21 protein-coding genes and 1 pseudogene are annotated in these 23,906 nt (G+C 73.0%); 15 read left to right on the top strand and 7 right to left on the bottom strand.

Annotation, left to right across the window (positions count from 1 at the left end):
* Window positions 1–30: 30 nt before the first annotated feature.
* Window positions 31–1,584 (bottom strand): GMC oxidoreductase, encoded by a 1,554-nt coding sequence (locus H4696_RS43805; protein WP_086858453.1) that lies wholly within the window; start codon window positions 1,582–1,584, stop codon window positions 31–33.
* A gap of 224 nt (window positions 1,585–1,808) precedes the next feature.
* Between H4696_RS43805 and H4696_RS43800 the strand changes: the two genes are divergently transcribed.
* The 3 genes and pseudogenes from H4696_RS43800 to H4696_RS43790 all read left to right on the top strand — a co-directional run bounded on the left by H4696_RS43800 (window position 1,809) and on the right by H4696_RS43790 (window position 3,260).
* A complete protein-coding gene (locus H4696_RS43800; protein WP_086858454.1) occupies window positions 1,809–2,159 on the top strand; it encodes an RNA-binding S4 domain-containing protein in 351 nt (116 codons plus the stop codon).
* Between the two features lie 171 nt (window positions 2,160–2,330).
* Window positions 2,331–2,935, top strand: a pseudogene (locus H4696_RS43795) (sigma-70 family RNA polymerase sigma factor).
* Between the two features lie 22 nt (window positions 2,936–2,957).
* Window positions 2,958–3,260 (top strand): cupin domain-containing protein, encoded by a 303-nt coding sequence (locus H4696_RS43790; protein WP_086858456.1) that lies wholly within the window; start codon window positions 2,958–2,960, stop codon window positions 3,258–3,260.
* A gap of 3 nt (window positions 3,261–3,263) precedes the next feature.
* On the opposite strand, the gene shbA is transcribed toward H4696_RS43790, so the two are convergent.
* Together shbA and H4696_RS43780 are read right to left on the bottom strand one after the other, a co-directional pair.
* A complete protein-coding gene (gene shbA / locus H4696_RS43785) occupies window positions 3,264–3,905 on the bottom strand; it encodes an RNA polymerase sigma factor ShbA (protein WP_169734923.1) in 642 nt (213 codons plus the stop codon).
* A gap of 40 nt (window positions 3,906–3,945) precedes the next feature.
* Window positions 3,946–4,353, bottom strand: a complete 408-nt coding sequence (locus H4696_RS43780) for a hypothetical protein (protein ID WP_086858458.1) — start codon at window positions 4,351–4,353, stop codon at window positions 3,946–3,948.
* A gap of 302 nt (window positions 4,354–4,655) precedes the next feature.
* On the opposite strand from H4696_RS43780, the gene H4696_RS43775 reads away from it, so the two are divergent.
* Window positions 4,656–7,466, top strand: coding sequence for a toll/interleukin-1 receptor domain-containing protein (locus tag H4696_RS43775; protein ID WP_086858459.1), 2,811 nt, complete (start codon window positions 4,656–4,658; stop codon window positions 7,464–7,466).
* 2 nt (window positions 7,467–7,468) lie between these two features.
* Window positions 7,469–9,064 (top strand): protein kinase domain-containing protein, encoded by a 1,596-nt coding sequence (locus H4696_RS43770; RefSeq protein ID WP_086858460.1) that lies wholly within the window; start codon window positions 7,469–7,471, stop codon window positions 9,062–9,064.
* 29 nt (window positions 9,065–9,093) lie between these two features.
* Here H4696_RS43770 and H4696_RS43765 read toward each other — a convergent pair whose 3' ends face one another.
* Window positions 9,094–10,095: a hypothetical protein gene (locus H4696_RS43765; protein ID WP_249026940.1), complete on the bottom strand. Its 1,002-nt coding sequence runs from the start codon at window positions 10,093–10,095 to the stop codon at window positions 9,094–9,096.
* A 240-nt stretch (window positions 10,096–10,335) separates the two neighbouring features.
* On the opposite strand from H4696_RS43765, the gene H4696_RS43760 reads away from it, so the two are divergent.
* From H4696_RS43760 to H4696_RS43745, 4 genes are all read left to right on the top strand, one after another.
* Window positions 10,336–10,497, top strand: a complete 162-nt coding sequence (locus H4696_RS43760; RefSeq protein ID WP_158104288.1) for a hypothetical protein — start codon at window positions 10,336–10,338, stop codon at window positions 10,495–10,497.
* 177 nt (window positions 10,498–10,674) lie between these two features.
* Window positions 10,675–12,843: an ATP-binding protein gene (locus H4696_RS43755; RefSeq protein ID WP_086858488.1), complete on the top strand. Its 2,169-nt coding sequence runs from the start codon at window positions 10,675–10,677 to the stop codon at window positions 12,841–12,843.
* A gap of 56 nt (window positions 12,844–12,899) precedes the next feature.
* Window positions 12,900–13,898, top strand: coding sequence for an SEFIR domain-containing protein (locus H4696_RS43750; RefSeq protein ID WP_249026939.1), 999 nt, complete (start codon window positions 12,900–12,902; stop codon window positions 13,896–13,898).
* A 52-nt stretch (window positions 13,899–13,950) separates the two neighbouring features.
* Window positions 13,951–14,121, top strand: coding sequence for a hypothetical protein (locus H4696_RS43745; RefSeq protein ID WP_158104289.1), 171 nt, complete (start codon window positions 13,951–13,953; stop codon window positions 14,119–14,121).
* Between the two features lie 107 nt (window positions 14,122–14,228).
* Here the strand turns inward: H4696_RS43745 and H4696_RS43740 are convergent, their stop codons facing one another.
* Window positions 14,229–14,861, bottom strand: a complete 633-nt coding sequence (locus H4696_RS43740) for a TetR/AcrR family transcriptional regulator (protein ID WP_086858489.1) — start codon at window positions 14,859–14,861, stop codon at window positions 14,229–14,231.
* Between the two features lie 146 nt (window positions 14,862–15,007).
* Here H4696_RS43740 and H4696_RS43735 point away from each other — a divergent pair, with 146 nt between their 5' ends.
* Both H4696_RS43735 and H4696_RS43730 read left to right on the top strand, forming a co-directional pair.
* Complete coding sequence (locus tag H4696_RS43735; protein ID WP_086858462.1) at window positions 15,008–15,811, top strand: SDR family NAD(P)-dependent oxidoreductase; 804 nt, start codon at window positions 15,008–15,010, stop codon at window positions 15,809–15,811.
* Window positions 15,812–15,827: 16 nt separating this feature from the next.
* Window positions 15,828–17,378, top strand: a complete 1,551-nt coding sequence (locus tag H4696_RS43730; protein ID WP_086858463.1) for an acyl-CoA synthetase — start codon at window positions 15,828–15,830, stop codon at window positions 17,376–17,378.
* Here the strand turns inward: H4696_RS43730 and sigJ are convergent.
* Entirely contained in the window at window positions 17,314–18,180 is an 867-nt protein-coding gene (gene sigJ, locus H4696_RS43725) for an RNA polymerase sigma factor SigJ (RefSeq protein ID WP_086858464.1), read from the bottom strand. The genes H4696_RS43730 and sigJ overlap by 65 nt on opposite strands.
* Complete coding sequence (locus tag H4696_RS43720; RefSeq protein ID WP_192782854.1) at window positions 18,177–19,244, bottom strand: amidohydrolase family protein; 1,068 nt, start codon at window positions 19,242–19,244, stop codon at window positions 18,177–18,179. The genes sigJ and H4696_RS43720 overlap by 4 nt, the downstream gene beginning before the upstream one ends.
* A 113-nt stretch (window positions 19,245–19,357) precedes the next feature.
* Between H4696_RS43720 and H4696_RS43715 the strand changes: the two genes are divergently transcribed.
* From H4696_RS43715 to H4696_RS43700, 4 genes are all read left to right on the top strand, one after another.
* The gene (locus H4696_RS43715; RefSeq protein ID WP_225955980.1) at window positions 19,358–19,900 is read left to right on the top strand and encodes a hypothetical protein; all 543 of its coding nucleotides are present in this window, start codon (window positions 19,358–19,360) and stop codon (window positions 19,898–19,900) included.
* The gene (locus tag H4696_RS43710) at window positions 19,809–20,702 is read left to right on the top strand and encodes an ABC transporter ATP-binding protein (RefSeq protein WP_086858466.1); all 894 of its coding nucleotides are present in this window, start codon (window positions 19,809–19,811) and stop codon (window positions 20,700–20,702) included. The genes H4696_RS43715 and H4696_RS43710 overlap by 92 nt, the downstream gene beginning before the upstream one ends.
* On the top strand, window positions 20,692–21,510 hold the full coding sequence (locus H4696_RS43705; RefSeq protein WP_192782853.1) for an ABC transporter permease: 819 nt from the start codon (window positions 20,692–20,694) through the stop codon (window positions 21,508–21,510). Before H4696_RS43710 ends, H4696_RS43705 begins: the two co-directional genes overlap by 11 nt.
* Window positions 21,511–21,595: 85 nt before the next feature.
* Window positions 21,596–23,902, top strand: coding sequence for a putative bifunctional diguanylate cyclase/phosphodiesterase (locus tag H4696_RS43700; RefSeq protein ID WP_086858468.1), 2,307 nt, complete (start codon window positions 21,596–21,598; stop codon window positions 23,900–23,902).
* Window positions 23,903–23,906 lie beyond the last annotated feature (4 nt).

Below are 23,906 nucleotides of genomic sequence, written 5' to 3'. Positions count from 1 at the left end.
GGGGCGCTTCGGCCCCTCACGACCTCCGGGTCAGAAGTCGGTGGCGATGATCTTTTCGATGTTGCGCTCGGCCAAGGCCGTGATCGTGACGAACGGGTTGACGCTGGTGTTGCCAGGGATCAGGGAACCGTCGATCGCGTACAGGCCCGGGTAGCCGGCGAGCCTGCCGTAGTTGTCGGTCGCCTTGCCGAGCACCGCCCCGCCGAGCGGGTGGTAGGTGAGATGGTCGCCCCAGATCTTGTACACGCCGAAGAGGTCGGTGCGGTAGATCGTCCCCTCGGTCGCGTTGATCTTGTCGAAGATGGTCTTCGCCATGTCGATCGCCGGCTGCTTCCACGCCGTCTGCCAGTTCAGCTCGACCGCGCGCGTGGTGGGGTTCCAGGTGAACTGCGCCCGGTTCGGGTTCTTCGTGATCGACAGGTAGAACGACGCCCACGTCTCGATCCCGGTCGGCAGCGGCGCGACCTCCGCGAAGGCACCGCCGGCGGCCCAGTTGTCGATGCCGCCGCACGGGATGGACGACTGGAGGCTGCCGGTCGGGTCCCAGATGTGGTTGGCGCGCCCGCACATCACGTTCCCGTTGTCGCCCCAGCCCTTGCCGACTTCGCCGTTGAGGTTGGGCAGCGCGCCGGTCGCCTTCAGCTTCACCAGCAGCTTGCTCGTCCCGACGCTGCCGGCGGCGAAGAACACCTTGGCCGCCGTCACGGTCTTGATGGTGGACACCGCGCCCTCGGTGGTCAGCTGCTCGATCGTCACCGTGTAGCCGCCGCCGGACGCGGGCACCACCTGCGTCACGCGGTGCAGCGGGGAAATGGTGACGCGGCCGGTCGCGGCGATCCGCGGGAGGTAGGTCTTCTGCAGGGATTTCTTGCCGTAGTTGTTGCCGTACAGGATTTCCCCGGCCAGCGCCGACTTCGGCACGGTGCCGGCGGCTTCCTGCTCCATGTAGTTCCAGTCGTACACGTCGGGCACGAACACGAACGGGAACCCGGACCGCTGCGCCTGTTTGCGGCCCACGCGGGCGTACTGGTAGCAGTCGGTGGTGTCGAACCAGGCCGGGCGCACGGTGGCGACGCCGAGCCCGGCGTTGGCGCGCGGGTAGTAGGTGTTGTACATCTCGTCCGCGTTCACCGTCGGGAGGATCGCGCCGAAGTTCTCCCGCTTGGGCGTGACGGCCATGCCGCCGTTGACGAGCGAGCCGCCGCCGACCCCGCGGCCCTGGTAGACGGTGATGCCGCTGAACTCTTCGGCGTCGAGGATCCCGGTGTAGCGCGGGATGTCCTTGTCGATGGGGAACCCGAGGAAGTTGGACAGCGGCTGCTTCGTCTTGGTGCGCAACCAGTACGAGCGCTGGTCGGGGCTGGTCGTGTTGGCGAAGATCTTGCCGTCCGAGCCGGGGGTGTCCCAGGCCATGCCCATCTCGACCATGTGCACGTCGACGCCGGCTTCCGCGAGCCGGAGCGCGGCGACCGAGCCGCCGTAGCCGGTGCCGATCACCAGCACGGAAACGTTCGCGCCGTCGGAGATGGCGGCCTTGGCCCGGGTCGCGGCACCGGCTCGACCGGCCAGCGCGGCGCCCGCCAAGATAGAACCGGTTCCTGCAATGAATAGACGGCGGGAAACTGCCCCAGAAGCTGTACTCCACATGGATTCGTCACGCATGTGATAGTCCTCACCGTTGAGGTATATTAGAACAGGTTATAACTCAGCGGTGCAGACAAGTCGACATATACCCACCGGTAACATCCCCGGGTTGCGCGAGGGTTCCGCTGAATGGGCCATGATGGACGACTGTGGAGTCGACCCGTGTGGACCGCTGGCTCTGGGCGGTCCGGCTGACGAAGACCCGCCCGGACGCCGCGGCGGCGTGCCGCGGCGGGCACGTGCGCGTCAACGACAAGCCCGCCAAGCCCGCGACGACCGTCGTCCCCGGCGACGAAGTGCGCCTGCGCATCGGCGGCACGACCAAGGTCCTCGACGTCGTCCGCGTGATCCAGAAGCGCGTCGGCGCCCCGGACGCGGTGACGTGTTACGTGGACCGCACGCCGAAACCGCCCCCGGAGACGGCGATCCCGGTCGCCCGCCGGGACCGCGGGGCGGGACGGCCGACCAAAAGGGAGCGTCGCGTGCTGGACGCCTTCCGGCAGCAGGAGCCCTAGCCCCGGCGCGACCACGACCCGCTCGGCAAAGGTCTTGAATGAGTCATTCAGGTCTTCGGAGGTCCTGAATGACTCATTCAAGACATCGCCGCGAGGGTTCGTCGATGGTCATCCGGCGACTTGATCGAGGGATCACCGCCCCCGTCCCGGTTTTCCCGGACAGAGCGGGGAATTCCCCGCACCCGGGTCCGAGCGCGGGGAAAACGGGTAGTCCCCGGTGCCGGTGCGCGTTCCGCCGGCACGGGCGACGGGGAGAAGAAGTCATGGCGATCGGCGCTGCCCGCGAGACGGCGGCCCCGGAGCGGTTGCTGGCCGCCGCGCGGCCGCTCGTGGTGCGCTACTGCCGCGCCCGGCTCGGCACCGGGCAGGATCCCGACGACGTCGTGCAGGACGTCTGCCTCGCGGTGCTGAAGGCACTGCCCGCCCGGCCGCCGGAGCGGCCCTTCCCGATCTTCGTCTGCGGGATCGCCCGCCACCACGTCGAGGCCGCGCGCAAGGCGGCCGCCCGGCGGCGGGCCGAGCCGGTCGCCGAACTGCCGGACGAGGGCGACGCGACGCTGGATCCCGAGCACCACGCGCTGCGGCGGGAACTCGGCGAGCGCATGGCGAAGCTGCTTCAGGTCCTGCCGGAGAAGCAGCGCGAAATCCTGGTGCTGCGCGTGGCCGTCGGCCTCTCCGCGGAGGAGACGGCGGCGGTGGTCGGGTCGACGCCGGGCGCGGTGCGCGTCGCCCAGCACCGGGCGCTGAACCAGCTGCGCAAAGCCGTCGCGGGCTGAGCGCCGGGGCTACCCTGGACCGGTGAGCGACAGCGAGAACTTCGAAGGACGCGACGTCGGGTCCGGGATCTCGGTGATCCGCGAGAGCACGGACGTCGTCGGCTCCGGGCCGCGCCTGCACCGGCACCCGTACGTCGAGACGTTCGTCATCATCCGCGGCCGCGCCCGGTTCACGATCGGCGACGAGCAGCGCGACGGCGGCGCCGGGGACGTGCTCGTCGTCCCGGCCGGCACCCCGCACAAGTTCGCGGTGCTCGGCCCCGGTGTCTACGAGGCCGTGCACATCCACGAAAGCGACCACTTCGTCACCGAATGGCTGGAGTAGCGCTCAGAGCCCGCGGTCGGCGATCATGCCGCGCAGCTTGGTCAGCGCGCGGTACTGCGTGATCCGGACGTTGCCCGGCGAGATGCCCAGCGCGTCCGCAGTCTCGTTCGCCGACAGCCCGACGACGATCCGCATCGACAGGATCTCCTGGTGCAGCGGCGGCAGCAGCGCGAGCAGCTTGCCCAGCCGGGCCCCGAGGTCGAGGTCCAGGACGTGGCTCTCGGGCTCGTTCCCGCCGAGCGGCCGGTCCGGCAGCTCCGGCACCGGCTTCGACCGGTCCCGCGCCACCGACCGGAAGGCGTCGGCGACCTTGTTCGCGGCGATGGCCCGCACCAGGTACAGGAACGAGCCCCCGCGGTCCTGGTACCCGGGCAGCACCTTCAGCACGGCCAGGCACACCTCCTGCGCGACGTCGTCGGCGGAGAGGTAGGACAGGTCCCGCCCGCCGATCCGCGCGCGGCAGTAGCGCACGACCGTCGGCTTGACCAGCCGCAGCAGCGTCTGCACGGCGTCCGGGTCGCCGGCCCGCGCGGCCGCGACGACGGGGTCGAGCTCCTCCTTCCCCAGCTTGCCCTCCGGCCGCGGCAAGTCCGCCGGCACGGAATAGCCGTCCACTGCCTCCGGCGCCGCCGGCGCCGAGATCATGGTTTCCACGGGTCCCTCCTCGCGTCCGCCACCAGGGGCGTCATCGATCGCCGCCGGACCGCGGGTCTTCGAAGACCCGCATCCGCACGTCACGTTCCAGTTGCCGCAGCGCGGCTTCGAGCCCGGGCGCCACCGGCAGGCGGCCGCGGCCGAGCAGGACGACGCCGTCGTCCTCGGTGCGCCGGGCGACGGCGAACAGCCCCAGCCCGCGCTGCAGCGAGCCGGGCACCGGCATCGCGGACACCAGCACGGCGTCGTCGGCCCGTTCGAGCACCCGCACGCCGGGCACCGCGCCGAGCGCCGCCGCGAAGTCGGCGTGCGCGCCCGGTCCCGTGACCTGGCTGACCACCGTGGCGGCCGGCGCGAAACCGGTCAGCGAACAGGTGGTCATCGCCGACCACAGGTAGACGCCCGCCACGACGACGAGCAGGATGACCAGAAGTGTCACGGCTGTCGCTCCTACGATTCGCACTCCGAACAATCGGTTATCGAGGTGCTGAACAGGGGCGTTGCACGGCCGCACTTCTTGTCCACAAGTTGTCCGTTAACCAGAAACCGCCTGGTCGGCGGCCCCGCCGGACACCACCGGACTTCCGGTCAAATTCTTGACAATTCCTGCCCGCGCGCGAAGAGCGGTAGCGAAATCGGGTCGTCTGCCGATCCACCGCCCGTACCGCCGCCGACCTCCAGGACCCCCTCATGATCACCCACTGAATGCCGTCCCCCGACGCCACCGGAGAGAGTTCCCCGATGACGGATCCCGATCCCGGTCTGTCCGGCACCCGCACGGCGGACCGATTCGACGTGTTCCTGTGTTTCACCCGTGCCGACGCCGGCAGCGCGACGGCGGTCGACCGGATCGAAGACGCGCTGCGCGCCGACGGGCTTCGCGTGTTCCGCGACGCCGGGATCGGCGTATTCGAGCCGATCACCCGTGAACTCGCGGACGCGATCGCCGGCTCGCGCGTGCTGCTCGCCTACTATTCGCGGATTCTGCCGACGCGGTACGCGTGCCAGTGGGAATTGACGGCCGCGTTCGTCGCCGCGCGGCGCCACGGCGACCCCGCCGACCGCGTGCTGGTGATCAACCCGGAACCGGGAACCGACCACCTCGCGCCGGTCGAGCTGGCGGACGCGAAGTTCTTCACCGGCCCGGTGACCGCCGAAGCGCTCCCGGCGCTCGTCGGCCGGGTGCGGCGGAAGGTCGAGCGCGCCGCCGTCCCGCTCGGCGCGCCCGCCGGTGCGGCGACCCCGCCCGGACGGCGGCCGCCGCCCCGGCTCGTCGGCCGGTACCCGGAACTGTGGGCCGTCCACAGCGCGCTGCACGCGGCCGCTTTCCCCGGCGCGACACCGTATTCACGGCCGGTCGCCGTGCTGCGCGGCCTGCCGGGGGCCGGCAAGACGGCGCTGGCCGAGCAGTACGCCTACCTGTTCCACGACGCGTTCGGCGGCGGGGTGGTCCGGCTCGGCCCGTTCGGGCACCTCGAACCGGACGACTTCCTCGCCCAGTTCCCGCTCGCCCTGGCCAAGTCCGCCGCGGACCGCCTCGGCACGGACGTCTCCGGGCTGGACCTCGACCGCCTGCGCGAGCTGCTCGCCGACCGGATCGACGCGGCGGGCGAGCGGGTGCTGGTGCTCGTCGACGACGTCCCGGCCGGCCTGCCGCCCGCCGTCCTCGACCGGCTGCTCCTGCCGAGCGAGCGGGTGCACACGCTGATCACCAGCCGGTTCGGGCACGCGCCGTGGGACGCGGCGACCGTCAACCTCACCGGCCTCACCCCGGAGGAGGGCCTGCGGCTGTTCTCGGAGTTCCGGGTCCCCGGCGACGACGCCGAACGCGCGGCCGTGCTCCGCTTCGCCGACCGCTGCGGCGGGCACCCGGTCACCCTGCGGGCCACCGCCTTCGCGGTCCGGCACCGGCCGGGACCACTGACCGACGACGTGCTCGCCGCGCTGCCGGACACCGCGCCGCAGGCGGTCCGCGACCTGCTCGCCGGGCTGAGCCCGCTGGCCCGCGACGTCGTCCGGCTGGGCACGGTGCTGGCGCCGGTGCCGTTCCCGGCGAACCTGGCCTGCGCGGTGTTCGGCCCGGTCGGCGCGCCGGAACTGACCGCGGCCGTGGACGAGCTCGTCACGCGGGGTATCGCCACCCCGGCCGACGGCGAACTACGGCTGCAGGCCCTGGTCGTCGAGGTCGCCCGGATCGAACCCGCCCCGGCCGGGCTCGCCGAGCGGGCAGCCGAGGCGCTCCTCGGCCGGCTCCCCGGCGACCGCGACTACCTGCTCCAGCACGCCCGCGCGCTGGCCGAGCACGCGCCCGGCCACCGGGTCCGGCTGCTCCGGCCGGTGGCCGCGGCGTACGAGGCCCAAGGCGACCCGGCCACGGCCGGCGAGGTCCACGCGGTCATCCTCGCGACCGGCGAAGCCACTTCGGCGGACTTCGCCGCGGGGGCGCGGGCCGAGCTCGCCTGCGGGCTCTACGCGGAAGCCGTCGACCACGCGCGGGCCGCGCGGGCGCTGGCCGGCGACGAGGCCGAGCGGTACGCCGCCGGGCTGGCCGAAGCCCAGGCCCTCGATTGCCAGGGCGACTACGCCGAAGCCGACCGGACGTTCTGGGCGCGGCACGGCGGCGACCTCCCGGCCGAGGGCGAGGAGCGGTACCGGGCCGCGCTCGCCGTCGCGCTCGCCCGGCGGCTGCGCGGGCGGCCGCGGGACGCCGTCGCCCTCCTCGAGCCCCTGCTCGCGGAGCTGCGGGACGCGCCGCCGGGCCCGGTCCGCGACGAGCTCGCCCCGGCCACCCGGCTCGAGTACGCGCGCAGCCTCCAGTTGGCCGGCCGGCCCCGCCGGGCGCGGGAGGTCGCCGGCGACGTCGTCGCGGAGTACCACGCGACCGGCCGGGAGCGGCACGCCCGCTGCGTCGAGGCCGAACTCGTACGCGCCGACGCGATGCTCGCGCTCGACCTGCGCGACCTGCGCGCCACCCCGGCCGGCTGGGAGCGCTCGGCGGCCGAGCTGCGGGAGCTCGAGAAGAACTACGCGAAGCGGTACGGCTCCGAGAACCCGCTCACCTTGACCGCGACCGTGTTCGCCGACCGCGCCCTGCTGGCGCTCGGCCAGCCCAAGCGGGCGCTCGCCGTGCTGTCCGCGACCGAGCAGGTCGTGCTGCGCGTGCTCGGCGCGGACCACGCGCTGCGCTACCGGATCCGGCACGGCATGGGGCTGGCGCACGCCCAGCTGCGCGAATTCGGGCGGCAGGCCGAACTGCTCGAGGACATCCTCGAGCCGCAGATCCGGCTGCTGGGGCGGACCCACCCGGAAACCATCGAGAGCCGGCTCGACCTCGGGATCGCCCTCGCGCTGAGCGGCCGCGGCCCGCGCGCGCGGGCGACCGAGCTGGTCGACGGCGCCGCGCGCGACATCGTCGAAGCGCTGGGCGCGGCCACCGAACTGTCGGCCAAGGCACAGGCCGCGAAGCGCGTCGTGCGGCTCCCCCAGCCGCTCGTCTCCGCGCTCTTCACCGTCGAACGGCTGATCTGGCCGGGCCGCGAGAAAGGCGAATAACCATGGAACGTCAGCTGGCCGATCGCTACCGCCTCGGACCGCTCCTCGGGCGCGGACCGGCGGGCGAAGTCTTCTCCGGCACCGATCCCGGCGGCCGGGAGTACGCCGTCAAGCTCCTCGACGCGAGCGTGACCGGGGACGCCGACGCCGTCGAGCGGTTCCTGCGCAGCCAGTCCCCGCTCGTGGGCCTGGCGCACGAACACCTGGTGACCCTGCACGACCTGGTCGTCGAGGGCGACATCGTCGCGCTGGTCCTGGACCGGGTGCCCGGTGGTTCGCTGCGCGACCGGCTGAGCGCGTCGGGGCCGCTGCTGCCTGCCGAGATCGCCCGGATCGGCGCCGGGATCGCGGCGGCGCTGCAGGTGCTGCACGACGCCGGGGTCGTGCACGGCGACGTCAAGCCGTCCAACGTGCTGCTGGACGACACCGGCGCGGTGCGGGTGCCGAAGCTGACCGACACCGGCGTCGCGTTCCTGGCCCCGCGGCGGACGCACACGTCGCTGGCGACCGCGTCGAAGTACGCGGCGCCCGAGGTCGTGCGCGGCGAGCGGCCGGGACCGGCGGCCGACCTCTACTCGCTGGGCGTCGTGCTCTACGAGCTGTACTGCGGGGTCGCCCCGTTCGCCGGCGGGTTCGTCCGCGACGCGGGCGAAGGCCCGGGACGGCCCGGGGAGATCCCGGCCCCGCTGTGGGACCTGCTGCGCCTGCTGCTCGCCGTCGAGCCGTCGCTGCGGCCGCGGGCGGGCCAGGTCGCGACCGTGCTCACCGCGATGCTGCCGGACCTCGTCGGGGCGCCCGTCGGGCCGCGGCTGGACCGGCCCCCGCCCACCGAAACCGCGCGGAGCCACGCGGCCCCGTCGCCCTTCCCGATCGGAGACGACATGTTCGGCGAGCAGTTGTACAGCCCACCCCCGAAGAAGCGGAAGAAGTGGATCCCCGTCACGGCCGCGGCGGCGGTGCTGGCCGCCGCCGGCGTCACGACGGTGGCGCTGGCGAGTTCCGGCGGCACCCCGGCGGCGGCGCCCGCGCCGGTGACGATCACGCAGGCGCCGCCCACCGCGACGGTGACCGCGTCCGCCGCCGACCCGGCGAGCACCACCGCCACCTCGTCCGCGTCCGCGGTCCCGGCCGGCGCCGGGAATCCGACGGTCGAGCAGTACCTGAGCGAGCTGACCCCGGTCGAGGGGTCCTTCGACCGCAGCCACGAGACCGGCAACATCGGGGGCAAGCCGTACCTGCACACGGTCGGCACCGGCGTCCAGGAGTGCTCGGAGGCGGACTCGGCCGAGTACAACATCTCCAAGGGCTACCGGAAGTTCACCGCCACCGCCGGCCTCGACGACAACTCCGCGGACTCCGGCCTGAAGGTGCAGCTCGAGGTCTTCGGCGACGGCCGCAAGCTGCAGACGACGGTGCTGGAACTGAACAAGCCCACGGCGATCGACCTCGACGTCACCGGCGTCCTGCGGCTGAAGATCGGCTGGCAGCCGGTCAAGTCCGGCTCGTGCGGCGATTCCGGCAACTACCTGAACCTCGGCGAGGCGAAGCTGCTCGGCGTGCCGGGCGAGGTGCCGACGTCCCTGGCCCCGACCGGCTGACCCGCGGGTCGTGAGTGGGAAAACCGTTCTCACTCACGGCCCGGTTCGGCGCCGGGCTGCCAGCGGATGCCGTAGGCGAAGCCCGGTGCCAGGTGCCGGAACTGGACGTGCACCTCACCGGCGTCGTCGGCGAGCAGGGGCGTTCCCCGCGGGAACCGGTCGCGTGTGTCGTTCTGGAACGCCTTCTCCAGCATCACGATCCGCTCCGGCACCTGATCCCGGAACCGCACGTGCAGGTCGAACAACTCGCACGGGTGCCGCGGGACGCACACGTAATGCGGTTCCCGCAAGCGCGCCCGGAACCGCAGCGCGATCTCGTGCCGCTGCCCGCGCCGCAACGGCGCCGGCAATCGCAACGCGAGTCCGACCCGGTCGCTCGACTCCATCTCGCGCTTGGTGAGCACACCGCCGTGGAACACGTCGACCTCGAGATCCGAAGCACTCACGGATGCGCCGGAATTGGCGGTCGTGGTGAGCGTCAGCGCGAGATCCAGTTCACTGATTTCGTCGGCGTCCGCGACCACCCGGCGGATTTCGAACACCTCCGCCACCGGCTGGTCGAGTGCCAGTGAGACGCGCAGTTCTTCGGTGTGCCAACTGCGGCTCGGGTAGGGGGACGGCGAGTGCGGCCGGGCCGCCGCCACCGCCATTGCCGCGATCTGCTCGATGCCGTCGTCGATGCGCCGCCGGACGGTGCGGTCGTCCCGGTCCAGCGTGGCCGCGGCCCAGTGCACCCGTTCCTGGTAGAACGGCTTCCGAGCGGCTTCGTCCAGCGCGAACGCCGCCAGCAGCGCGATCTTCAGGTCTTCCGGCAGGGTCTCGACGAGCGGGCGCAAGCGATTCGTGAGTTTACGCCGCATCTCCACGGTGTCGTCATCTTCCAAAATGCCACATGTGGTGCGCAACGCCGGGCCGACCCGATCGCCGAGCGGTGTGGTGAAAATTGCCCTCCCCTTGCGGAGAATCTTCAGCTCTCCGACCACGTCAGCCGCACTGAGGTCCACCGTTCCTCCCCTGCCCGCTCCACGCACGGGGATCAATAATCGTCACCGCTGCGGCCGGTGTCCAGTCGATCATGACAGGACGAACGGATCGTTATCCCGGGGTTTCCTTTCCCCTCGTTAGCGGAAACGGGAAACTCCTTGTCCGACCGTTCCCGGCGGCCGCATTCTGCATGGGCCGCACCGATTCCGCGGCGAAAAACCACAAGACCACGGGGTGTTCCCGGGTGCCCGAGTGGCGCCCCGGCACGCCCAGTCGAAGGAGTCGAAATGAAGGTCGTCTGTTCGTTTTCGCTGCTCCTGCGGCTGGCTTTCCGGCTGACCGCGGCGGCACTGGTGGCCGGGATCGCGCTGGGCCACCAGCCGGCCCCCACCACCGCGCCGCAGCAGCTCACCCCGGTGGTCGCCGCGTACGGAAAGGAGGTGCGGTAGCGATGCAGACCCACGCCATCGGGCTCGTCCTGGCCCTGCTGACCGTCGTGTTCGGCTGAGGCCGGCATGCGACACGACCACGAGCCGGCCGGGGCGATCGCCCCGGCCGGCCTTCCCGGACGGTGTCCCGGCACCGTCACCACGGCCATACTTGTCCTTCGACGAGGGTGGGTGCTGATGAGCGAACGAGCGACGTTCGGCGCCGAGCTGCGCCGCCTGCGCCGCGCCGCCGGCCTCTCCCTCACGGAACTGGCGGACCGCGTCCACTACAGCAAGGGCTACCTGAGCAAGGTCGAAACCGGGCTCACCGCGCCCAACGCGGCACTGGCCGCCCTGTGCGAAGCCGAACTCGGCGCGCCGGGGGTGCTCACCGCGCTGCTGCCGCGCGAACCGGCCCGCCGGCGCACCCGGCCCGACGTCCGCCCGTCGGGGTTGCCGCCGGCGACCGCGGACTTCACCGGCCGGGCCGCCGAACTGCGGGCGGTCCGCGACGCGCTGGAGGCCGAAGCCGGTGTCTGCGTCGTGTCCGGCATGGGCGGCGTCGGCAAGACGGCGCTCGCGGTCCGCTGCGCCCACCGCCTCGAAGCGGCGTTCGCGGACGGGTGCCTGTTCGTCGACCTCCACGGCCACGCCGACGCCCCGGTGCCGGCCGCCGCGGTGCACGACCGCCTGCTGCGCGTGCTCGGCGTGCCCGCGGAGCGGATCCCGGCCGACCCCGACGACCGCGCCGCCGTCTACCGCTCCCGGCTGCGCGGCCGGAGCCTGCTGCTCGTGCTCGACAACGCGGGCAGCGCCGCCCAGGTCCGCCCGCTGCTGCCCGCCGAGCCGAAGTGCCGGGTGCTCGTCACCGCCCGGTCGCGGCTGAGCGCGCTCGACGACGCCCGGCACGTCTCGCTCGACGTCCTGCCCGCCGGCGCCGCGGCGGAACTGGTTTCCGCGCTGACCGGGGCCGGCGAGGAGGACGCGGCCCGCGTCGCGGACCGGTGCGGCCGGCTGCCGCTGGCCATCCGGATCGCCGCGGCCCGGCTGCGCGCGCACCCGGCGTGGGACCTGGCCGAGCTCGACCGGCGGCTGGCGGGCGAGGCCGGCCGGCTCGGCGAGCTCGACGACGGCGAACGCAGCCTGTCCGCGGCCTTCCGGCTGTCTGCCCGGCAGCTCAGCACCGCCGAGGCCCGGCTGTTCGGGCTGCTGGCCCTGCACCCGGGCAGCGACCTCGACGTGCGCGCGGCGAGCGCGCTGGCCGGCCTGCCGCCGCGGGAGACCGACCGGCTGCTCGACCGGCTGCACGACGCGTACCTGGTCACCCAGCCCGCGACCGACCGCTACGGCTTCCACGACCTCCTGCGCGCGTTCGCCGCCGGCACCCCGCTGCCCGACGGCGAGCGGGAGCGGGCGTTCGGCAGGCTCGCCGCGTTCGCCGTCCGCGAGGCGGAGCGGGCCGACCGGGAGCTGGCCCCGCAGCGCTACCGCCCGGAGATCGGCTACCCCGCCGACCTCCCCGAGCCGGCCCCGCTCGACGGCGTCGCGTGGTTCCGCGCCGAGTGGCCGAACCTGGTGGCGCTGTGCCGCCGGGCCGGCGAGCGGGGCGAACACGACCGGTGCTGGCAGCTCGCGTTCTTCCTGCGCGGCTACTTCTTCCTGGCGAAGCTGTGGGACCCGTGGATCGCGACGCACCGCTGGGCCCGCGCGGCGGCCGAGGCGGCGGGCGACCGGTGGGCGCTGGCGACCACGACGGCCAACCTCGGCGTCGCGCTGGTCGACCGCGGCGACCTCGACGGGGCGTCGGAGTGCTACCGCGAAGCCCTGCGGGAGTACCGCGCGATCGGCGACCGCCACGGCGAGGCGACCGCGCTCGCGCACCACGCCTGGGCCGTGCACTACCGCGGGGACCACGCCGCCGCGCTGGCGGGTTTCCGGGCGGCGCTGGAGTTCTACGAGCAGACGGGCAACGAGCGCAACGCCGCCATCACGAACCGCGGCATCGCGCTGGTGCTCGTCGCGCTCGGCGAGGCGGCCGAAGCCGCGGAGCTCGTGACCGGCACGCTGGCCGTGTTCGACGCGCTCGACCTCGACTTCGACGCCACGATGGCGCTGAACTGCCTGGGCTGGGCCCGCTTCCACACCGGCGAGCACGACCTCGCGGCCGCGGCCTACCGCGAAGCGGCCGCGCGGGCGGAAGCCTGCGACAGCGCCCACGAAGCCGCGCGCGCGTACGCGGGCCTGGGCAACGTGGCGGCGGCCCGTGGTGAGCCCGAGGAGGCGGCCGGGTTCTGGGCCCAGGCCGACGAGATCCACCCGGACCTCGACCCGGTCGTCGTCGGCGAGGCCCGCGCCCGGCGGGCGTAACGGGAACTCACGGGACACCGACTCTGGTGGCGCCCCCGAGCGGACGGAGAACGATGGTGACGCGCCGCCCCCGGGTTTTCGTGTCGTACTCGCACGACGACGAGAACCACAAGACACTCGTGCGCCGGTTCGCCGAGTTCCTGCACCGGCACGTCGGTCTCGAAGTGCACCTGGACCAGTGGGCCGACGGGTACCGCATCGACTGGGCGAAGTGGGCGGCGCGCCAGCTCCAGCAGGCCGACTTCACCCTGGCGATCGCCTCGCCGGTGTACCGGCGGCGGCTCGACGGCGAAGAGCCGCCGCAGATCGGCTGGGGTTCCCAGTTCGAGGGGGCCATCCTGCGCAACCAGCTCAGCAGCGACATCGACGAGTACACCGCGCGGATCCTGCCGGTCGTGCTGCCGGGCCGGGCGATCGAGGAGATCCCCGGCTTCCTGACCCCGTATTCGGCGTCGCACTACCGGATCCAGCAGTTCCACGTCGACGACCCGGGGGTGCGGAGCCTGGTGCGGGCGATCACGGGACAGGCCGAGCACCCCGGGCCCGACGGCGAGCCCGGGGTGTTCGTCGGCACCTCGTTCGTCCCGCTGGCGCGGGGCCGGAAACTGTTGCTGACCACCGAATTGAAGCCGGTGTCGAAGGGGCCGGACGTCCGGCTGGGCGCGGTCGGCATCGACGGCACGCACTACGGCAACGGCATCGCCTACCGCTGTTCGATGTTCTGCAGCGAACCCCGCGGCGTCATCGAATACACCCTCGGGCGGAAGTACCGGAAGTTCGAAACGACGGTCGGCGTCCTCGACGACGCGAGCGATTCCCAGCAGACCGGCTACTTCGAGGTCTTCCTCGACGGCGTCGCCCACCCGGGCGCCACGGTGAAGCTCGGCTCCCCGGCGCAGCTGACCGCCGACGTCTCCGAAGTGCTGCGGCTGCGGCTCGTGGCCTACCGCACCGACACGACGGTCCACCCGATGCTCGCGGGCGCGCGCATGGCCGGCGGGCTGTCCAACGGCCTGCCCGAACTCGGCTGGGGCGACCCGGTCCTCTACACCTGATCGTGACGGTGACGCCGGGTTCGCGGCGGCGGGCACCGGGTACTTGTTGATCATGAGCCCGAGGATGTGGCGCCTGCTGATCTCGGGGTCGCTGCGGCTGTTCCTGATCAGCGCCGTGCCGGCCGCCGCGCACCTTTCCGTGCTCGTCGGGCTGGTGGCCGGGGTGATCGCGTTCGTGGTGCCCGCGCCGCGCGGGCCGGGCGGCCCCGAGGGGTCTGGCTAGTCTCGCGGCCCGCAAGCCGACGTCTTGAATGACTCATTCAAGTCTTCGGAGGTCCTGAATGACTCATTCAAGACAGTCCGGTCCGATCGGCGCGAGCCCCGAGGGGACTAGCTAGCCACCACCCGGGCCAGGACGGACGGGACCTCCCGCTCGAGGTCCGCCGCCGCGTGCTCCACCCCCGCCAGGTGGCGCAGCAGTGCCTGCTGGAACAGGCCGTCCAGCAGCGCGTACGCCACCGACGGCGGGACGTCCACCGGGGCGGCCACCAGTTCCGCGTAACGCGACACCACGTGCCAGATCATCTCTTCGCGGCGCCGGTCGATCTCCAGCACGTCGGCGCGGAACGACTCCTCGAACAGGCTCTGGTTGCGCAGGTCGTACCAGAGCCGGTGCAGCTTCGCGTCCGCGCGCAGCGTCGCCGCCATCGCCTTCGCGAAGTCGCGTTGCAGCTCCGCCGCCGTGCGCGCGCGGGCGACGATTTCGTCGTACCGGGTGACGCACACTTCTTCGAACTGCCGGACGCAGTGGGTCAGCAGGTCGACCTTGTCGGCGAAGTAGTAGTGCAGCACGCCGTGCGAGAAGTCCGAGTTCTGCGCGATCTCGCGCAGGCTCGTCCGCGCGTAGCCGAGCTCGGCCAGCGTCTGCAGCGCCGACTCGGCCAGCTGCGCGCGCCGCTGTTCGAACTTGTCGACCTGGCGGCGCGAGATCCGGTCCCGGGTCCGCTCCTTCGCCTCTGTCACCTGCACCGTCCGTCGTTTCCTGAGTGGGCGGGATCAGTCTATCGGGCACTTGACCAACATTTGCTTGACGAGTGTCCAGGAAACTCTTGACGACTGTCCAGACTTTGGCTGATGCTGTGGCCCAGCCGTCTCAAGGAGGAGATGTCATGGGTGGGTACGACCTGACCGGACGAGCAGCGCTGGTCACCGGCGGAGCACGCGGCCTCGGGGCCGGCATGGCCGAAGCGCTGGCCAGGGCGGGCGCCGCGGTGGTGATCGCCGACGTCCGGGAGGACCTGGGCCGGGCGACCGCCGACGCGCTCAAGCAGACCGGCGCGACCGCCGCGTTCGTCCCGCTCGACGTCACCGACGACGCGGGCTGGGAGCAGGCCGTCACCGCCACCATCGCCGAGCTCGGCGGGCTGGACATCGTGGTCAACAACGCCGGCGTGGAGATCTCCGGCCTGGTCGCCGACCTCGACCCGGCCGACGTGCGGCGGATGCTCGACGTCAACGTCCTGGGCACCGCGCTCGGCATCAAGCACGCCTTCCGCGCGATGCGCCCGGGCGGCCCGGCGGGCAACGGCGGCGCCGTCGTCAACATCGCCTCGGTCGCCGCGACCATCGCCTTCCCCGGCATCGCGGGCTACTCGGCGACGAAGTCCGCGGTCGACCGGCTGACCCGCGTGGCCGCGATGGAAGCCGGGAAGCTCGGCTACGGCGTGCGCGTCAACTGCGTCTACCCCGGCCTGGTCCCGACCGAGATGGGCAACCAGCTCGCCACCGACGTCGTGCGGCTCGGGCTCTTCCCCAGCGTCGAGGACGCGATCGGCGCCGTCGTCGGGCAGACCCCGGCCGGCCGGCTCGGCGAGGTCACCGACATGGCCGACGCCGTCGTCTTCCTGGCCTCCGACGCCGCCCGCTTCGTCACCGGCGCCGGCCTGCCGGTCGACGGCGGCATGGGCATGTGACCCGGACCTGATCGCGATGCGCCTGGTCGACTACCTCGACAAGGGGGCCACCCTCGGTCCCTCGGCGCCGTGCCTGACGATGGCCGGCGCCTCGCTGAGCTACGCGTCCGTCCAGGAGCTGTCCTGGCGGATCGCCCGGGCCCTGTCCGGTTCGGGCGTCCGGCCGGGCGAAAAGGTCGCCATCCTCTCCGCCAACGACCCCACCGCGTTCGCGTGCGTCTTCGGCGTTTCGCGCGCGGGCGCGGTGTGGTGCCCGGTCAACCCGCGCAACGCCGCCGGGGAGAACCGGGACCTCCTGGACCTCTTCGACTGCACGTGCCTGATCTACCAGTCGTCGTTCGCGCCGCTGGTCGAACAGCTGCGGCCGGACCTGCCGAAGCTGAAGACGGTGGTCTGCCTCGACGACGGCTCGTTCGAGGACTGGCTCGGCGACGCCGCGCCCTGGGAAGCGCCGCCGGTGGACGACGTCGTGATGGTCGTCGGCACCGGGGGCACCACCGGCCGCCCCAAGGGCGTCGTGCTGACCGGGCACAACATCGAGACGATGACCGCACTGACGTTGATGAGCTACCCCTTCGCCGGGCGGCCGCGGTACCTGGCGCTGGCGCCGCTCACGCACGCGGCGGGCGTGCTGTGCTTCCCGGTGCTCGCGCTCGGCGGCGAGGTCGTCGTGATGCCGGCCCCGGACCTGACCGAGTTCCTCGGCCTGGTCGAGAAACACGGGATCACGCACGCGTTCCTGCCGCCGACGTTGATCTACTTGCTGCTGGACAACGCCGCGCTGGACACCACGGACCTCTCGTCGCTGCAGTGCCTCTGGTACGGCGCGGCGCCGATGTCCACCGCGCGGCTGCGGGAGGCGATCGAGCGGATCGGGCCGGTGCTGGGCCAGCTGTTCGGGCAGTCCGAGGCCCCGATGATGATCTCCACGCTGGCCCCCGCGGACCACCTGTACCCGGACGGAACGCTCGCGGTGGAACGGTTCGCCTCGGCGGGCAAGCCGACCCCGCTCACCCAGGTGTCCATAGTGGACGGTGACGGCCGCGTCCTGCCGCCGGGCGAACGCGGGGAGATCGTCGTGCGCGGACCGCTCGTGATGGCCGGGTACTACAAGGACCCCGAGGCCACGGCCAAGGCGTCGGCGGGCGGCTGGCACCACACCGGGGACATCGGCTACCTCGACGAGGACAACTACCTCTACATCGTGGACCGCCTGAAGGACATGATCATCAGCGGCGGGTTCAACGTGTACTCCGCGGAAGTCGAGCAGGCGCTGCTGAGCCACCCCGCGGTCCGCGACTGCGCCGTCGTCGGGCTGCCGCACGAGAAGTGGGGCGAGCAGGTCACCGCCGTGGTGCAGTTCCACGCGGGACGCGAAGTCGCCGCCGACGAGCTGCGGGCGTTCGCGAAGGGACTGCTCGGGAGCGTCAAGGCGCCCAAGGACGTGCTCGTCTGGCCGGACCTGCCGCGGTCCAAGGTGGGCAAGGTGCTGAAGGCGGAGATCAAGCAGCAGCTGCTTGCCACCGGCGCAGCTTCTCCGGGTTCCGCACCGCCCACACGCGCCTGATCGAGTCCCCGGCGACGTCGAAGGCGATGACGGCCACGACCACGCCGTCCTGGCTCGCGACCAGGCCGGGCCGTCCGTTGACCGGGCGCTCGGCGAGCGTCATCGCGGAAACGCGGGCCGCGAGGCCCACGGCGTAACCCGCGATCCGCTCGCGGCCTTCGACCGGGCGCAGGACGGCGGCGGCCAGGCCACCGCCGTCGGCCGTCAAGGTCGCTTCGGGATCGAGGAGGCCGATCAGGCCGTCGATGTCCTTGGCTTCCCACGCCGTCTTGAACGCCCGCACGACACCCGCGCGCGCCGGCGCCGGTTCCCGCGCCACCCGGACCCGGCGCCGCGCGGCGGAGGCGAGCTGGCGGCAGGCGGCCACCGACCGGTCGAGGACCGCCGCGACCTCGGCGAACGGGTAGCCGAACACGTCGTGCAGGACGAACGCCACCCGTTCGGCCGGGGTCATCGCGTCCAGCACGACGAGGAACGCCATGGTGACCGACTCGGCCAGCGCGACGCGGTCGGCGGGATCGGCGAGCGGGTCTTCGGGTATCGGCTCGGGCAGCCACTCGCCGACGTACCGCTCCCGCCGGACCCGCGCCGAGCCGAGGTGGTCGAGGCAGATGCGGCCGGCGACCGTCGTGAGCCACGCGCCGGGCGACTCGATCGCCTCGCGCTGCGGCGCGGGCAGCGCGTACCACCGCCCGAACGCCTCCTGGACGACGTCTTCGGCGTCGCTCAGCGAACCCAGCAGCCGGTAGGCGAGCCCGGTCAGCTGCCGCCGCTCGTGCTCGATCGCAGTGGTCACGGTCATCTGACGAGTTCCGGCGCCCGGTTGTGACGCACGCACCGGCCCCGCAGCACGACCGCCACCGGAGCGGCCAGCCGGCCGAGGTCTTCCCGCGGATCCTCGTCGTAGACCACGGCGTCGGCCGGGGCGCCGGGCTCCAGCCCCCGCAGTCCGAGGCACTCGCGCGCGCTCCAGGACGCCGCCGCCAGCGCGTCGTGCGGCCGGACGCCGGACGCGGCCAGCGCGCGGATCTCGGCGAGGATCCCACCGTGCGGCAGGGAATCCGTGCCCGCCAGCACCCGCACCCCGGCTTCCGCCGCGGCTGCGGTCAGCGGGGCGTGGACCCGGGCGCCGGAGAGGTACCAGCTCCGCTTGGGGCCGTCCGGCCACCCTTCCGCGCGCACCAAGCCCGCGTTGATGACCGACAACGTCGGCGTCAGCGCCGTGCCCTGCGCGGCCATCCGCGCCAGCAGGTCCGGGTCGAGGCACATGCCGTGCTCCAGGGAGTCGACGCCCGCCGCGACCGCCGCCGCGCCGCCTTCCGGGTGCTGGCTGTGCACCGCGACCCGCCCGCCGGCCGCGTGGACCTCACGGACGACGGCCGCCAGCACGTCGGCGGGGACCGCGGAATCGCCGACGCGCCAGTCCGCGACGATCTTCGCCCACCCGGTCCGCGCGGCCTGCGCCGCGGCCAGCGCGGGCAGCTCGGCGTGGTCCGCGCGGCGGCCCCAGCCGTCGAAGAACTGGCCGTGCTGCGCCAGCCACGGGCCGGCGTGCCGGGCCCGCGGCACGTCGGGGTCCTCGCCGAACCACGGCGGCGGCTCGCCCGGCAGCCCCGGCGACCGGATCAGCGTGACCCCGGCGTCGACGTGCTGGTGCAGCTGCTCCCGCAGCACCTCGTCGTCCATCGGCTGCCCCGGCTCGGTCGCGCCGGGGTGGGTGTGCGCGTCGACCAGGCCGGGCACGAGCCAGCCCTCGCCGGCGAGCGTCGCGCCCGGGACCGGATCGGTCGTCCAGCGGTCCCCGTCGGCGTACAGGTCGACGTATTCGCCGTGCGGCAGGGCGTACCCCCGGATGCGGATGACCACCACACCGAACGTACCCGCGTACGCACCCGGTCGTAGCCGCAAGAGCCGTACGTCGGCGGACGACCGCGACGGCCGGAATCCCGAGGATGGGAGACGTCGAAAAGGAGGCGCCCATGAGGCTCAAGAGCCAGGCCCGCAAGTGGTGGCTGGTCGGGCACATCGTCTCGGCGGGCTTGTGGATCGGGATCGACGCCGTGCTCGGCATCCTGGTCTGCACCGCGCTGCTCACCGACGACCCCGCCGTCCGTGCCACCGGCCTGGAGGCACTCGGGCTGTTCGCCGTGTGGCCGATGTTCACCACCGCGCTCCTCACCCTCACCACCGGTGCCGTGCTCGGCCTCGGCTCGAAGTACGGCCTGGTCCGCTACTGGTGGGTGGCCGCGAAGCTCGCGGTCAACGTCCTGATGGCAGTGCTGATCCTCTTCGCGCTGCGCCCCGGGATCGACGTGGCCACCGAGCAGCCGGAAGGCCTGCTCTACCCCGTGGTCGTCGCCCCGGCCCTGCTGCTGTTCGCCAGCGTCCTCGCGGTCTTCAAGCCGTGGGGCCGCCTCCGGAAGGAATCCCGTGACCCATCCCGTGGAAACGACCTCGCTGACGAAGCGCTACGGACCGGCCGCCGCGGTCGAGGACCTGAACCTCTCGGTGCCCGCCGGTGAGGTGTACGGCTTCCTCGGCCCCAACGGCGCCGGCAAGACGACGACCCTGCGGATGCTGCTCGGCCTGATCCGCCCGACGTCCGGGAGCGTCCGGGTGCTCGGCGCCGAGCCGGGCCCGGGCAGCCTCACCCGTGTCGGCGCGCTCATCGAAGGCCCCGCGTTCTACCCGTACCTCTCGGGCCGGGCGAACCTGCGGATCTTCGCCGACCACGCCGGGGTGCGGCGGACCCGCGTCGACGCCGTGCTCGACGTCGTCAGCCTCACCGACCGCGCCAAGGACCGGTATTCGACGTACTCGCTCGGCATGAAGCAGCGGCTCGGCCTCGCCGCGGCGCTGCTGAAGGACCCCGAGCTGATCGTCCTCGACGAGCCGACCAACGGCCTCGACCCGGCCGGCATGGCCGACATGCGGGTCACCCTGCGCAAGCTCGCCGCGGACGGCTGCACCGTGCTGCTGTCCAGCCACCTGCTGACCGAGGTCGAGCAGATCTGCGACCGCGTCGGCGTGCTCGACCGCGGGCGGCTGGTCATCGAGACCACCGTGGCGGACCTGCGGGCGGGCGGCGCGCTGCGCGTCGTCGCCGAGCCGCTTCCCCAGGCCCGCGAACACTTGCGCCGGCGGTACGGCGGCGTCCGCGTCGACGGCCGGGCGCTCGAACTCGACGTCGACGCGGGCGAAGCCGGGCGCGTGAACGCCGGGCTCGTCGGCGCCGGGTGCGTCGTCAGCGAGCTGCGCTGGCGCGAACCCGACCTGGAACAGACCTTCCTCGCCCTGACCGGAGGTACCTCCGATGCTGCGTGACATCCGAGCCGAGCTCCTCAAGCAATCCCGCCGTCCCGCGAGCTGGCTGCTGCTCGCCGTCGCCGTCGTGCTGACGCTGACCTTCGGCTACGCCATCCCGTACGCCGGGCTGAGCGGGGCGACGTCCGGGCCGCCCGGCTCGAACCGCGGGCTCGCCGCGATGCTGCCGGACGCGTTCGTCGGCAGTGCGCTGGGCGGGCTGCCGATCTTCGTCGGCGCCCTCGCGCTGATCTTCGGCGTGCTGGTCGCCGGCAGCGAATACGGCTACGGGACCTGGAAGACCGTGCTGGTGCAGCACCCCTCGCGGATCGCGGTCTACAGCGCGAAGCTCGTCACCGTCGCGCTCGCCGCGCTGGCCGTCGTGCTCACGTTGTTCGCGGTGACGGCGGGCGCGAGCGCGCTCGTCGCGGCGCTGCAGGACCAGCCGCTGACCTGGCCGCCGGTCCTCGACGTCGTGCGGGGCCTCGGCGCCGGCTGGCTGGTCACCACGATGTGGGGCGCGCTCGGCGTGCTGCTCGCGATCGGCCTGCGCTCGGTCGCGCTGCCGATCGGGCTCGGCCTGGTGTGGCTGCTGGCCGTGCAGAACCTCCTGGCGTCGATCGCCGCGCCGCTGCTGGACTGGGTCGCGCAGCTGCAGAAGGGGCTGCCTGGGCCGAACGCGGGCGCGCTGGCCGCCGCGTTCGGGGCGAGCGCGCCCGGGGTCGGGCAGATCGTCGGATCCGGGCAGGCCGCCCTCGTCCTGGCCGGGTACGTGATCGTCTTCGGCGTCCTCGGCGGCTGGCTGCTGCACCGGCGTGACATCGCCTGAGCGCCCGGTGCGGTGCGCTTGTGCCCGGTCACGCCCGGTGTAGTGTTTGCCGGTCCGACCGGCGGCCGCGACCACGTGAGGTGCCATGACAGTGCGGCGGTACCCGGTCGCGATCCTGCTCGTCGTCCTCACGGCGGCCCTCGTCGTGGTCAACGGCTTCGCGTTCTGGGGCGACACCTTCGCGCTGTGGATCGACGACGCCATGCAGCTGAGCGCGGGGATCGCCGCGGTCGTCTGCGGCGTCGTCGTCGCCCGGCGGGTGCGCGGGCACCAGCGCTGGTGGCGGGTACTGGTGGCGATCGGCATGGCCGGCTGGTCGCTCGGGCAGTGCGTCTGGTCGTGGTACCAGCTGGTCGACGGGCGCGGGCTGCCGTCGCCGTCGCTGGCCGACGTCGGCTACCTGAGCTTCCCGGTGTTCGCGCTCGCCGCACTGGTCACGCTGGCCAGGGCCCGGGTGCGGCCGGACCGCGAACGCTTCCAGCCCGCGCAGTGGACGGCGCACTTCGGCGTCGCGGTGGTGCTCGACGGCCTGATCGTCACCGGCTCGCTGTTCATCCTCACCTGGACCGCGGCCCTGGCGCAGCTGGTCCGCGCCACCGCGCCGGACAAGCTGACCTGGGCCGTCGCCATCTCCTACCCGCTGTCGGACCTGGTGATCGTGGTCGTGGCGGTGCTGCTGGTGGTGTTCGACCGGGTGGACCGGCCCTACCGGGCGAACCTGCTGCTGGCCGCGGTCGGGATCGTCGCGCTGGCCGCGTCCGACAGCGTGTTCGCCTACCTGGTCAGCATCGGCGCGGAGAGCATGAAGCCGTGGTCGGACGGTGGGTTCGTGCTCGGCCCGCTGTTCATCGCCTTCGCGCTGCTGGCCACGCCCGGCACCCGGCGGCGCGACGACGCGAACCAGCCGGTCGGGATCGACTGGTGGCAGCTGGCGCTGCCGTACGTGCCGGTCACGGCGGTCGCGCTGCTGATCACCGTGCAGGTGGTGGCCGGCGCGGGCCCGGACGCGGTCGAGGTGTACGTCGGCGTGCTCGTGGTGTTCCTCGTGCTCGCCCGGCAGCTGCTTTCCCTGCTGGACAACAGGTTGCTGCTGCGCCGGGTGTACGAAGGCCAGCAGCAGCTGACCCACCAGGCCTACCACGACCCGCTGACCGGCCTGGCCAACCGCGCGCTGTTCGCCGACCGGCTGGACCGGGCGGTGGAGAACGGGCCCCGGCCGCTGGTGCTCATCTTCGTCGACCTCGACGACTTCAAGGAGGTCAACGACCGCTTCGGGCACGCGGGCGGCGACGTCCTGCTGCACGCCGTCGCCCAGCGGCTGCTGAGCTGCGTGCGCGCGGGCGACACGGTGGCGCGCCTGGGCGGCGACGAGTTCGCGATCCTCCTGGAGGGCGAGGTGGACGCACCGCAAGCGGTCGCCGACCGCATCCAGGGCGTGCTGCGGCGGCCGTTCGCGGTGCACGGCACGCTGGTCCCGGTCCGGGCGAGCATGGGCCTGGTGGTGCCGGACCCGGCCGAACCGCTGATCACGTCGGACGTGCTGCTCGGCCGCGCCGACACGTCGATGTACGCGGGCAAGCGGCTCGGCAAGGACACCACGGTGGTGTACCGCCCCACCGACGACGGCCCGCCCGACTTCCCCGCCGCCCTGCGCCGCGCCGACGGCGGCCTCCCGGAGGGCTTCTGCCTGGTGTTCCAGCCGATCGTCCGGCTGCCGGACGCGACCCCGGTGGCGGTCGAGGCGCTGGCCCGGTGGACCACGCGCGACGGCACGTCGGTGTCGCCGGAGACGTTCGTCCGCGCGGCCGAGGGCGCGGGCCTCGGCGCGGAGCTGGACGCGCTGGTGCTGGACCTGGCCTGCCGCGAGATCACCGCGGCCGGCGTCGACCTGACGGTGCACGTCAACGTGTGCGCCAGCCGCCTCGGCGCGGCGGCCCTGGAGCAGAGCGTCAGCGCGAGCCTCGCCCGCTACGGACTGCCCGCGGAGCGCCTCGTCGTCGAGATCACCGAGACGGTCCCGGTCCCGGACCTCACCGCGGGCGCCGCCGCGATCCGCCGCCTGCAGGACCTCGGCGTCCGGGTGGCGCTCGACGACTTCGGCGCCGGGTACAGCTCGCTGACCGTGCTGCACGCGCTGCCGGTCGACCTGATCAAGCTGGACCGGGCGCTGACGACCGGCGTCCGGCCCGACCGCGACGCGGCGCTGTGCCGGTCACTGGTCGGGCTGTGCCGCGACCTCGAGGTGGCGGTGGTCGCCGAGGGCATCGAGACGGCCGAGCAGGCGGAGCTGGTCACCAAGGCGGGCTGCCCGACCGCCCAGGGCTACCGGTTCGGCCACCCGGCCCCGCTCTCCTCGCTCCGCCTGTCCGCCACTCCGCTCACCGCGGGCTGAAAGC

The sequence above is a fragment of the Amycolatopsis lexingtonensis genome, from assembly GCF_014873755.1.
Lineage (GTDB): Bacteria > Actinomycetota > Actinomycetes > Mycobacteriales > Pseudonocardiaceae > Amycolatopsis > Amycolatopsis lexingtonensis.
Note: the sequence above shows the minus strand (reverse complement) of the source record. Positions and strands in the feature narration are given on the sequence as shown.